The sequence below is a fragment of the Streptomyces sp. CBMA152 genome (assembly GCF_014596475.1).
In the GTDB taxonomy this organism is placed as follows: Bacteria; Actinomycetota; Actinomycetes; order Streptomycetales; family Streptomycetaceae; genus Streptomyces.
The window spans coordinates 31,778-43,685 of sequence record NZ_MECJ01000005.1 but is presented as its reverse complement, the minus strand read 5'-3'; the positions used below and the strand labels follow the sequence as shown (position 1 = coordinate 43,685).

At 70.8% G+C, this 11,908-nt stretch carries 8 protein-coding genes; 5 read left to right on the top strand and 3 right to left on the bottom strand.

Going from position 1 to position 11,908, the window contains the following annotated elements; all coding sequences use genetic code 11:
• The first annotated feature begins 30 nt into the window (after positions 1-30).
• From BG418_RS05500 to BG418_RS05485, 4 genes are all read left to right on the top strand, one after another.
• Positions 31-1,311, top strand: a complete 1,281-nt coding sequence (locus tag BG418_RS05500) for an ABC transporter permease subunit (RefSeq protein WP_317453523.1) — start codon at positions 31-33, stop codon at positions 1,309-1,311.
• 178 nt (positions 1,312-1,489) lie between these two features.
• The gene (dxs, locus tag BG418_RS05495; protein ID WP_188272592.1) at positions 1,490-3,406 is read left to right on the top strand and encodes a 1-deoxy-D-xylulose-5-phosphate synthase; all 1,917 of its coding nucleotides are present in this window, start codon (positions 1,490-1,492) and stop codon (positions 3,404-3,406) included.
• Positions 3,407-3,558: 152 nt separating this feature from the next.
• On the top strand, positions 3,559-5,034 hold the full coding sequence (locus tag BG418_RS05490) for an amino acid permease (RefSeq protein ID WP_188272552.1): 1,476 nt from the start codon (positions 3,559-3,561) through the stop codon (positions 5,032-5,034).
• 50 nt (positions 5,035-5,084) lie between these two features.
• Positions 5,085-6,629: a glycosyltransferase family 39 protein gene (locus BG418_RS05485; protein ID WP_188272551.1), complete on the top strand. Its 1,545-nt coding sequence runs from the start codon at positions 5,085-5,087 to the stop codon at positions 6,627-6,629.
• Here BG418_RS05485 and BG418_RS05480 read toward each other — a convergent pair whose 3' ends face one another.
• Positions 6,630-7,016, bottom strand: a complete 387-nt coding sequence (locus BG418_RS05480; RefSeq protein WP_188272550.1) for an NTP pyrophosphohydrolase — start codon at positions 7,014-7,016, stop codon at positions 6,630-6,632.
• A gap of 159 nt (positions 7,017-7,175) precedes the next feature.
• Here BG418_RS05480 and BG418_RS05475 point away from each other — a divergent pair, with 159 nt between their 5' ends.
• Positions 7,176-8,333 carry a hypothetical protein gene (locus BG418_RS05475; protein WP_223184407.1) on the top strand — a complete coding sequence of 386 codons (1,158 nt, stop codon included), beginning with the start codon at positions 7,176-7,178 and terminating at the stop codon, positions 8,331-8,333.
• 88 nt (positions 8,334-8,421) lie between these two features.
• On the opposite strand, the gene BG418_RS05470 is transcribed toward BG418_RS05475, so the two are convergent.
• Both BG418_RS05470 and BG418_RS05465 read right to left on the bottom strand, forming a co-directional pair.
• Entirely contained in the window at positions 8,422-10,551 is a 2,130-nt protein-coding gene (locus BG418_RS05470; protein WP_188272549.1) for a 3-hydroxyacyl-CoA dehydrogenase NAD-binding domain-containing protein, read from the bottom strand.
• Positions 10,548-11,774, bottom strand: a complete 1,227-nt coding sequence (locus BG418_RS05465) for an acetyl-CoA C-acyltransferase (protein WP_188272548.1) — start codon at positions 11,772-11,774, stop codon at positions 10,548-10,550. The genes BG418_RS05470 and BG418_RS05465 overlap by 4 nt, the downstream gene beginning before the upstream one ends.
• Positions 11,775-11,908: the final 134 nt, after the last annotated feature.

Here is an 11,908-nt window from a genome sequence, read left to right as displayed (position 1 = left end):
AAGGCCGCCGCGGCCGACCCGACGGAGCCCATCCACCTCGACGAGCCGCACGAGGCCCCGGTCGACGCGCCGCCCGCCGCGGGCGAGGCGGTCACCGCCGTCGACCCCCGCCTCCTGGTCCGTGAGCAGGGCTTCGCGGGGTACCTGAACGAGTTCAAGCGCAAGATGAAGGCGGGCGACCTGGGGTCCATCCCCGTCGTCATCGGCCTGATCATCATCATGGCGATCTTCCAGAGCCTGAACTCGAACTTCCTGACCGCCGGCAACCTCTCCGACATCTCCGTCGCCATGGTCGGCACGGGCATGATCGCCACCGGCATCGTCTTCGTGCTGCTGCTCGGCGAGATCGACCTCTCCGTCGGCTCGGTCAGCGGTGTCGCGGGCGCCACCTTCGCGGTGCTCAACGTCACGCACGGCATGACCGAGTGGGTGGCGCTGGTCCTCGCGGTCCTCACCGGTACGGTCGCGGGCGCGATCCACGGCTTCGTGTTCGCCAAGATCGGCGTCCCCGCGTTCGCCGTGACCCTGGCCGGTCTGCTGTTCTGGAACGGCTTCATGCTCCAGATCCTCGGCAGCAACGGCACGATCAACCTGGACTCCGAGGGCCTGGTCGCCAAGCTGACCAGCTACTACTTCAGTGATGTGGCGGCCGCCTACGGCCTGGCCGTGGTCGCCGTGGCGCTGTTCTTCCTCACCTCGTTCCTCGACAGCCGCCGCCGTGAGGCGGCCGGTGTGCCGTCGCGGCCGCTGAGCGAGATCGTGCTGCGCACGGTGCTGCTCGCGATCCCCGCCTTCGGTGTGGCCGCCGTGTACAACCAGTACAAGGGCCTCCCGCTCGCGGTGGTGCTGTTCCTCGCGGTCCTGGTGATCACCGACTTCGTGCTCCGGCGCACCGCGTACGGCCGCAAGGTCTTCGCGCTCGGCGGTTCCATCGAGGCCTCCCGCCGGGCCGGCATCAACGTCGTGATGATCCGCACCTCGATCTACGCGATCTCCGGCACCTTCGCCGCCATCGGCGGACTCTTCCTCGCCTCGAAGATCACCGCGGCCAACCAGGGCGCGGGCAGCGGTGAGCTCCTGATGAACGCCATCGCGGCGGCCGTCATCGGCGGCACCAGCCTCTTCGGCGGCCGCGGCCGCACCTGGAACGCGCTGCTCGGTGTGCTGGTGATCACCTCGATCCAGTACGGCCTGGCCCTGCAGGGCATCGCCTCGCCGATCCAGTACATGATCACGGGTGGCGTACTGCTCGCCACCGTCGTGATCGACGCCGTCACCCGCAAGACCCAGAAGTCCGCGGGCCGCGCCTGACCGCGGTCCCCCAAGGCGTGCCCGGTGCCCTCGCGGCGCCGGGCACGTCTGTGCGTACCCGCGAATGTCGGCCATTCGCGGGACGCGGAACCCACCGCCCGATGAACGCCGTCGCGGGCGGAACATTAGACTCGGCCAAATCGGCATGCTCGACCAGCACGGATGCAAGGAGGCACGGGTGCCGCTGCTTACCCGTATCAGGGGACCGCGCGATCTCGACCGGCTCAGCCCGGAGCAGCTGGACCAGCTGGCCGCTGAGATCCGGACCTTTCTCGTGGACGCGGTCTCCAAGACCGGCGGGCACCTCGGACCCAACCTGGGCGTCGTGGAGCTCACCATCGCGCTGCACCGCGTCTTCGAGTCCCCCAAGGACAAGGTCCTGTGGGACACGGGCCACCAGAGCTATGTGCACAAGCTCCTCACCGGCCGCCAGGACTTCGCCAGGCTGAAGATGAAGGGCGGGCTCTCCGGCTACCCCTCGCAGGCCGAGTCCGAGCACGACGTCATCGAGAACAGCCACGCCTCCACCGTGCTGGGCTGGGCCGACGGTCTCGCCAAGGCCAACGAGGTCCTCAAGCGGGACGACCACGTCGTCGCGGTCATCGGCGACGGCGCCCTGACCGGCGGCATGGCCTGGGAGGCGCTGAACAACATCGCCGCCGCCAAGGACCGCCCGCTGGTCATCGTCGTCAACGACAACGAGCGCTCGTACGCGCCGACCATCGGCGGCCTCGCCAACCATCTGGCGACCCTGCGCACCACCGACGGCTACGAGCGCTTCCTCGCCAAGGGCAAGGACCTCCTGGAGCGCACCCCGGTCGTCGGCAAGCCGCTCTACGAGACGCTGCACGGCGCCAAGAAGGGCCTCAAGGACTTCATCGCCCCGCAGGGCATGTTCGAGGACCTGGGCCTGAAGTACGTCGGCCCGATCGACGGCCATGACATCGAGGCCCTGGAGTCCGCCCTGACGCGCGCCAAGCGCTTCGGCGGCCCGGTCATCGTGCACTGCCTCACCGAGAAGGGCCGCGGCTACCAGCCGGCGCTCGCGGACGAGGCCGACCGCTTCCACGCCGTCGGCAAGATCCACCCGGACACCGGCCTGCCCGTGTCGACCTCGGGCCTCGACTGGACCTCGGTCTTCGGCGAGGAGATGGTCAAGCTCGGCAAGGAGCGCGAGGACATCGTCGCGATCACCGCGGCCATGCTCCAGCCGGTCGGGCTCGACAAGTTCGCCAAGGCCTTCCCCGAGCGGGTCTACGACGTCGGCATCGCCGAGCAGCACGCCGCGGTCTCCGCGGCGGGCCTCGCCACCGGTGGTCTGCACCCGGTCTTCGCCGTCTACGCCACCTTCCTCAACCGTGCCTTCGACCAGGTCCTGATGGATGTCGCCCTCCACAAGTGCGGTGTGACGTTCGTACTGGACCGGGCCGGGGTCACCGGCACCGACGGCGCCTCGCACAACGGCATGTGGGACATGTCGATCCTCCAGGTCGTCCCCGACCTGCGGATCGCCGCGCCGCGCGACGCCGACCAGGTGCGCGCGCAGCTGCGCGAGGCCGTCGCGGTCGAGGACGCCCCGACCGTCGTGCGGTTCTCCAAGGGCGCGGTCGGCCCGGCGGTCCAGGCCGTCGGCCGGATCGGCGGCATGGACGTGCTGCGCACGGCCGACGCGGAACGGCCGGACGTGCTGCTCGTCTCCGTCGGCGCGCTCGCCCCGATGTGCCTGGAGATCGCCGATCTGCTCGACGCTCAGGGCATCTCGACGACCGTGGTCGACCCGCGCTGGGTCAAGCCGGTCGACGAGGCGCTGGCGCCGCTCGCCGAGACCCACCGGGTCGTCGTCACCGTCGAGGACAACAGCCGCGTCGGCGGCGTCGGTTCGGCCGTCGCCCAGGCGCTGCGCGACGCGGGCGTCGACGTCCCGCTGCGCGACTTCGGCATCCCGCCGCGCTTCCTCGACCACGCCTCCCGGGGCGAGGTCATGGCCGAGATCGGGCTGACCGCTCCGGACATCGCCCGCCAGGTCACCGGCCTGGTCGCCAAGCTCGACGGCAAGTACGACAGCGAGGCCGCCGTGGAGCCCGCGCGCGACTGACGCGAGCGGGCACACCGGTCAACGGGCCGGTCCGATCACCCTGTACGGGTGGTTGGACCGGCCCAATTGCGTGAATTACCGCTGCCGCCCGGTACCCGTACGGCCACTCCTCCCGATCATGGCGAGGACGTTGAGCTAGCGGAGGTGTACAGGTGGCCAGTAACGGTCTCTTCCGGACCAAATCCATTGAGAAGTCCATCAAGGACACAGAGGAGCCCGAACACGCACTCAAGAAGTCGCTGTCCGCGCTCGATCTGACGGTCTTCGGGGTCGGTGTCATCATCGGCACCGGCATCTTCGTCCTCACCGGCAAGGTCGCCAAGGAGAACGCGGGACCGGCGGTGTCCCTGGCCTTTGTCGCGGCCGGCGTCGTCTGCGCGCTGGCCGCGCTGTGCTACGCCGAGTTCGCCTCCACCGTGCCGGTCGCCGGGTCCGCGTACACCTTCTCGTACGCCTCGCTCGGAGAACTCCCCGCCTGGACCATCGGCTGGGACCTGGTGCTCGAATTCGCCCTCGGCACCGCCGTGGTGGCCGTCGGCTGGTCAGGGTATGTGCGCTCGCTGCTCGACAACGCGGGCTGGCACATGCCCGAAGGGCTCAGCGGCCGTGACGGCGCGCACGGGTTCGGCTTCGACATCCTGGCCGCCGCCCTGGTCCTGGTGCTGACGGCCATTCTCGTCGTGGGGATGAAGCTCTCCGCCCGGGTCACCACGGTCGTCGTCGCCATCAAGGTGACCGTGGTGCTCATCGTGATCATCGCGGGCGCGTTCTTCATCAAGTCCGAGAACTACAAGCCGTTCATCCCCACCTCGCAGCCGCAGAGCGCGGGCGGCACCCTCAAGGCGCCGCTCGTCGAGCTCATGTTCGGCTACGCCCCCACCAACTTCGGTGTGATGGGCATCTTCACCGCCGCGTCCGTCGTCTTCTTCGCCTTCATCGGCTTCGACATCGTGGCCACCGCCGCCGAGGAGACGAAGAACCCCCAGCGGGACATGCCGCGCGGCATCCTCGGCTCGCTCTTCATCTGCACCGCCCTGTATGTGGCCGTCTCCATCGTGGTCACCGGGATGCAGCACTACTCCAAGCTCTCCGTGGACGCCCCGCTCGCCGACGCCTTCAAGAGCACCGGGCACCCCTTCTACGCGGGCGTCATCAGCTTCGGCGCGGCCGTGGGCCTCACCACCGTCTGCATGATCCTGCTGCTCGGCCAGACGCGCGTGTTCTTCGCGATGAGCCGGGACGGGCTGCTGCCCCGGTTCTTCTCCCGCGTCCACCCGCGCTTCCGCACCCCGCACCGGCCCACGATCCTGCTCGGCGGGCTGATCTCGATCCTCGCGGGCTTCACCAGCCTCAGCGAACTGGCCGAGCTGGTGAACATCGGCACCCTCTTCGCGTTCGTCGTCGTCGCGATCAGCGTGATCATCCTGCGCCGCACCCGCCCCGACCTGCCGCGCGCGTTCCGCACCCCGCTGGTGCCCCTGGTGCCCATCCTGTCGGTGGCCGCCTCCCTCTGGCTGATGCTCAACCTTCCGGCCGAGACGTGGATCCGGTTCGGGATCTGGATGGTGATCGGTTTCGTCGTCTACTTCCTGTACGGACGGTCTCACAGCCGAATTAACGTACAGTGACGACGCCGAGTTCCCGGAGTTGATCGACCGGCCCCGTATGTCCCGCTTAGATGGGAACTGCGGGGCCGGATAGCGTGCTTCCCGTGCACCGAACGCTCGTCGAGTCCGCCGCCCCGTCACGCTCCGTACGTGCGTCTCGGGTGCCCCGGCCGCGGGCAGCGCCCGGGCGCCGCGCGGGGTACTGGACGCGGCTGCTGCCCGCGCTCGCCGCGCTGGCCGTGCTGACCCGGCTGCCGTCCTTCCGCCATCCCCTGTGGAACCCGGACGAGGGCTATCTCGCCGTCCAGGCGCGCCAACTCGCCGCCGGGGGAACGCTGTACGACACGGTCGTCGACCGCAAGCCCCCGCTGCTGCCGTGGCTGTACGAGGCGGCCTTCGCGGTCTTCGGGGACACCTCGCTCAGCCCGCTGCGGCTCGCGGCGGTGGGGGCGCAGCTGCTCACGGCGGTGCTGCTGGCCTCCACCGCCCGCCGCCGCTGGGGCGACCGGGCCGGACGGGTCGCCGGGGTCCTGCACCTGCTCGTCTCCATCGGCCTCAACCCCGAGGACGCGCAGGCCGCCACGTTCGAGGTGTTCATGCTGCCGTTCACGGTCGCCGCGGTGCGCTGCGCCGACCGGGGCCACTGGGGCCGCGCCGGTCTCGCCGTCGCCGGGGCGCTCCTGACCAAGCAGACCGGCGGCGCCACGCTCGTCCCGGTCCTGTGGCTGCTGTGGCGCACGGCCGCGCCGCGCCGAAGCGCCCTGCTGCGTACGGGAGTCGGGCTCTGCGGTCCGGTGCTGCTCGGCGCGCTCGCCACCGGCCCGTCCCGCTTCCTGTTCTGGACGGTCACCGGCTCCGGCGCGTACGCCTCCTTCACCGGCTCCGAACTGCACGTACTGGCACGGGGGTTGGTGAACACGGCGCTGCTCGCGACCGCCTGCGCCGGGCTGATCCCGCCGGTGGTGCGGGTGCTGCGGATCGCGCGGACCGGCGCCGCCGACGTATGGCTGTGGCTGGCCTCCTCGGCCGGTGCCGTCCTCGTCGGCTTCCACTTCTTCGGCCACTACTACCTCCAGCTCATCCCGCCGCTGGTGCTGCTCGCCGCCGCCGCGCTGCAGATCCTGCCCCCGTACCGGCTGACCAGCGCGCTGCTCGCGTCCGCCTGCGGCTGCGCGCTCTTCCTCGGCTGGGGCCTGCTGGCGCCGCGCCCCGAACTCGCCCACGCCGAGCGCCTGGCCGCCGCCGTACGGGCCCGTACGGCGCCGCAGGAGCCGGTGCTGGTCTGGGGCATACACCCCGAGACGTACTGGCTCGCGGGCCGCGCCCCCGCCACCCGCTATCTGACGGCCGGACTCCTCACCAACTACAGCGGCGGCCGCGACGGCCCCCAGGTCGGCGAGAAGTACGGCGTCGACGGCTCTTGGCCGGTCTTCCGCACGGAGCTGACGACCCGGCCGCCCGCACTGATCGTGGACGACTCACGCGGCAAGCCGTACGCCCCCGAACGCCTCCCCAGCCTGCGCCGCCTGCTGGCCGCGCACTACGAACCGCTGGCGGGGACGGTCGACGGGGCGGTCCTCTACGTATACGTACGTACGCAGCCGGCGGGGGACTGACTACCCGGTGGCCTGTCGTACCGTCCGGGGGCCCGCGCACCGGGCGCCGTGGGCCTCGACGCGGCGGCGCAGTTCGCGGTCGGCCGTCACCACCAGGCAGGGGCGCTCCGCCTGCCGCTCGGCGACCAGTTCCACGATCCTGTCGTCGCCGCTGCCGGGCGCCGACTCGACCCGTACGCCCGGCACCGACTCCACGGCCCGCGCCGCGCCCTCGACCACCAGGACCAGCTCCACGGGGCCGGGAAAGCCGGGCAGGCCGGTCCCGGCGTACCCGGTGAGGTGGTCGCGCAGGCGCTCGGCGGCGCCGCGCCGGTCGCGCCACCAGCCATCCGGAACCGAGCCCACCACATTGGCCGCGTCCACGATCACCAGCGAGGTCGTCACCATCCCGGCAGCCTGGCACGGAACAGGGGAAAATCGCACGTCGGGCCGGGGAAATCCCGCGAATTCCGGGCCCCGGACCGAGTGTTATTGTCGCTGGGTCTCATGGTGTGTCGCATCCGGCCGCTCATCGCGGATCTGGTAGGGAAAGGTGGTCGGTGAGCCATGGCGTTGAAGCCCGCGCGGACGTCGAAGGGTGGGTCGGGCCGGGAGCCCGAGGCCCCCGCCCCGAAGGCCACCGCCGCGCCCGGCCTCGCTCCCGTGCTCGCCACGCCGGACGGCCGTGTCACGGTCACCGGCTGGCTGCTGCGCGGCAAGGACGGCCGGCTCACGGCGTACGCGCCGACCGAGGGCGGGGTGCTCCGCTGGACCGAGGTCTCGCCCGGCGGCCCCGAGTGGACCGGCCCCGAGCTGGTGGCCCCGAAGACCGGCCTCGACCCGCGCCTCACGGTCGCCCAGGGCGCCGACGGGTATGTGCACTTCTTCGCGCTGTGGCGGTCGGTGACGCCCGCCGGTGAGCCCCACTACGACGTCGTCCACGCGATCCAGTACCAGTCGGGCCGCCCGGTCAAGGACTGGTACCCGCTGGGCACCCCGTACCGCGACCAGTCGAAGGCCGCCAAGGTCGGTCACCCGGCCGCCGTCGTCGACTCCGACGACAACCTGCACGTGTTCGTCCGGAACGCCGGGACCGGCCTGTGCGCCCGTGTCCAGGAGTCCTCCGGCAAGTGGGGCAACTGGCTCGACCTCGACGGCTCCGGCTCGTACGGCGCGGTCTGCGCGGGCGCGGCCGACGACGGCAGGGTCGAGGTCATGATGCCGGCCAAGCGCGGTGTGATGCGCTGGACCAGGGCCGCCGGGGCCAAGGACTACGAGCGGCTGCCCGACCTCAAGGAGCAGCCCGAGGACGGCTCGGTGGCGGCCCAGCACACCGGTGAGGACCGGATCACCTTCCTGTGGCGCGAGAGCAAGTCCGGCGAGGTGCAGGCCGTGCGCGGCGACGCCCCGCCCGTGCCGCTCGGCGGCGCCGCGAGCGGCCCCGTCGCCGTGCTGCGCACCCCGGTCGACGGCCACGACTGCACCCTGATGGCCCAGCGCGGCGCCGACGGCCGCCCGGCGCTGGCCGCCTACCCGACCGAGGCCGAGTCGGCCGGAGCCGTGTGGGCCTCGACCGGCGAGGTCTGCGCCGGAGTGCCCGCGCTGGCGACCGACGCCGCCGGGCGGGTCGTCCTCGCCGCCTTCGGCACGGACGGCAGGCTGCGCGTCACCCGCCAGAAGACCACCGAGCCGGGCCTGGCCATGGAGCCCTGGATCACGGTCTGACGCCTTACGGCGAACCGGTGTCGTACGGACACGAAGGAGGCCCCCGCTCGCCGAGCGGGGGCCTCCTCGTATGCGCTGCGAAGTGACGTTACGCCGGGACGCTCGCGACGCCCTGCGCCAGGAACTTCTTCCCGTTCACGCGCTCCGAGACGCCCTCGCGGTCCAGGTACGGCGTGATGCCGCCCAGGTGGAAGGGCCAGCCCGCACCGGTGATCAGGCAGAGGTCGATGTCCTGGGCCTCGGCCACGACACCCTCCTCCAGCATGAGCCCGATCTCCTGCGCCACCGCGTCCAGGACGCGGTCACGGGTCTGCTCCTCGGTCAGGACGACATCGCCCTGCTTGAGGAGAGCGGCGACCTCCGGGTCCAGCTCCGGCTTGCCGGAGTCGTACACGTAGAAGCCGCGCTTGCCGGCCTTGACCACCGCGGCCAGGTTCTCGGAGACCGTGAAGCGGTCCGGGAAGGCGCGGTTGAGGGTCTCGGAGACGTGCAGACCGATCGCCGGGCCCACCAGCTCCAGGAGCACCAGCGGCGACATCGGCAGACCCAGCGGCTCGACCGCCTTCTCGGCGACGGCGACCGGGGTGCCCTCGTCGATGACGTTCTGGATCTCGCCCATGAAGCGGGTCAGGATGCGGTTGACGACGAACGCCGGGGCGTCCTTCACCAGGACCGCGGTCTTCTTCAGCTTGCGCGCCACACCGAACGCCGTGGCCAGCGAGACGTCGTCGGTCTGCTCGCCGCGCACGATCTCCAGGAGCGGGAGGATCGCGACCGGGTTGAAGAAGTGGAAGCCGACGACCCGCTCGGGGTGCTTCAGCTTCGACGCCATCTCGGAGACCGAGAGCGACGAGGTGTTGGTGGCGAGGATCGCGTGCGCCGGGGCGACCGCCTCGACCTCCGCGAACACCTGCTGCTTGACGCCGATCTCCTCGAAGACGGCCTCGATGATGAAGTCGGCGTCGGAGAAGCCCTCGGCCTTGTCCAGCACACCCGAGACCAGGCCCTTGAGGCGGTTGGCCTTGTCCTGGTTGATACGGGACTTCGCGAGCAGCTTGTCGATCTCGGCGTGGACGTAGCCCACACCCTTGTCGACGCGCTCCTGGTCGATGTCGGTCAGCACGACCGGCACCTCAAGGCGGCGCAGGAACAGCAGCGCGAGCTGCGAGGCCATCAGGCCCGCGCCCACGACGCCGACCTTGGTGACCGGGCGGGCCAGGTTCTTGTCCGGCGCGCCCGCCGGGCGCTTGGCGCGCTTCTGTACGAGGTTGAACGCGTAGATGCCGCTGCGGAGTTCCCCGCCCATGATCAGGTCGGCGAGCGCGATGTCCTCGGCGTCGAAGCCGGCCTGGAGGTCGCCGTTCTTCGCGGCCTCGATGATCTCCAGGGCGCGGTAGGCGGCCGGGGCCGCGCCGTGCACCTTGGAGTCGGCGATGAAGCGGCCCTTGGCGACGGCCTGGTCCCAGGCCTCGCCGCGGTCGATCTCCGGGCGCTCGACCGTGACGTCGCCCTTGAGGACGTTCGCGGTCCAGATCAGCGACTGCTCCAGGAAGTCCGCACCCTCGAACAGCGCGTCCGCGATGCCGAGTTCGAAGACCTGCTTGCCCTTGAGCTGGCGGTTCTGGTTCAGCGAGTTCTCGATGATGACCGAGACGGCCTTCTCGGCGCCGATCAGGTTGGGGAGCAGCGTGCAGCCGCCCCAGCCCGGGACCAGACCGAGGAAGACCTCGGGCAGCGAGAACGCGGGCAGCGCCTTGGAGACGGTGCGGTAGCTGCAGTGCAGACCGACCTCGACACCGCCGCCCATGGCCGCGCCGTTGTAGTACGCGAAGGAGGGCACGGCCAGCGCGGCGAGGCGCTTGAAGACGTCGTGGCCGCTCTTGCCGATGACCAGCGCGTCCTCGTGCTTCTTGAGGATCTCGACGCCCTTGAGGTCGGCGCCGACCGCGAAGATGAACGGCTTGCCGGTGACACCGACGCCGACGATCTTGCCCTCGGCCGCCTCCTGCTCGACCTGGTCGATGGCGGCGTTGAGGTTCGCCAGCGAGCCGGGGCCGAAGGTGGTCGGCTTGGTGTGGTCGAAGCCGTTGTCCAGCGTGATCAGCGCGAACTTGCCCGCGCCGAACGGCAGGTCGAGGTGGCGCACGTGCGCCGAGGTGACGACCTCGTCCGGGAACAGCTCGGCCGCACCCTTCAAAAGCTCAGCGGTGGTGCTCACTTGCTGCCTCCGGCGTCCTTGTGGTGCGGGTTCTCCCAGATGACCGTGGCGCCCATGCCGAAGCCGACGCACATGGTGGTGAGGCCGTAGCGGACCTCCGGCTGCGCCTCGAACTGCCGCGCCAGCTGGGTCATCAGGCGAACGCCCGAGGACGCGAGCGGGTGGCCGTAGGCGATGGCGCCGCCGTACTGGTTGACGCGGGCGTCGTCGTCGGCGATGCCGTAGTGGTCCAGGAACGCGAGGACCTGGACGGCGAACGCCTCGTTGATCTCGAAGAGGTTGATGTCCTCGATCGAGAGGCCGGCCTTGGCCAGCGCCTTCTCGGTCGCCGGGATCGGGCCGTAGCCCATGACCTCGGGCTCGACACCGGCGAAGGCGTACGAGACCAGGCGCATCTTGACCGGCAGGCCGTTCTCGCGCGCGAACTCCTCGGACGCGATGATCGACGCGGTGGCGCCGTCGTTGAGACCGGCGGCGTTGCCCGCGGTGACGTTGCCGTGGACGCGGAACGGCGTCTTCAGGTTCGCCAGGCTCTCCAGGGTGGTGCCCGGGCGCATCGGCTCGTCGGCGGTGACCAGGCCCCAGCCGGTCTCGCCCACCTCGGCGTTGGTGTTGCGCACCGAGATCGGCACCAGGTCCTGCTGGATCTTGCCGTCGGCGTACGCCTTGGCGGCCTTCTCCTGCGAGCGCACGGCGTACTCGTCGGCGCGCTGCTTGGTGATCTGCGGGTAGCGGTCGTGCAGGTTCTCGGCGGTCATGCCCATGAAGAGGGCCGACTCGTCGACGAGCTTCTCGCTCACGAACCGCGGGTTCGGGTCGACGCCCTCGCCCATCGGGTGGCGGCCCATGTGCTCGACACCACCGGCGATGACGGCGTCGTACGCGCCGAAGGCGATGGAACCGGCGACCGAGGTCACGGCGGTCAGCGCGCCCGCGCACATACGGTCGATGGAGTAGCCCGGCACGGACTGCGGCAGACCCGCGAGGATGCCCGCGGTGCGGCCCAGGGTCAGACCCTGGTCACCGATCTGGGTGGTCGCGGCGATGGCGACCTCGTCGATCTTGGCGGGGTCGAGGGCCGGGTTGCGGCGCAGCAGCTCCCGGATCGCCTTGACGACGAGATCGTCGGCGCGGGTCTCGTGGTAGATGCCCTTCGGGCCCGCCTTGCCGAACGGGGTGCGGACGCCGTCGACGAAGACGACGTCCCTGACGGTACGAGGCACGATGGCTCTCCTCCAGGGTGCGGGGTGGCACTGCTGCGCGTGGCGCGAAACGCCTGAGCGCGCGCTCACCCCGACATGCTACTTGCGGGTAACCAAACTGCCCAGTCCCCTCGGCCAGAGCGGCGAAGGTCACA

Bases quoted from the DNA above. Each gene is read 5' to 3' on its own strand.
- BG418_RS05480 (WP_188272550.1), bottom strand. From the start codon at position 7,016: ATGGTGACGACCTCGCTGGTGATCGTGGACGCGGCCAATGTGGTGGGC.
- BG418_RS05475 (WP_223184407.1), top strand. From the start codon at position 7,176: ATGGCGTTGAAGCCCGCGCGGACGTCGAAGGGTGGGTCGGGCCGGGAG.
- BG418_RS05485 (WP_188272551.1), top strand. From the start codon at position 5,085: ATGGGAACTGCGGGGCCGGATAGCGTGCTTCCCGTGCACCGAACGCTC.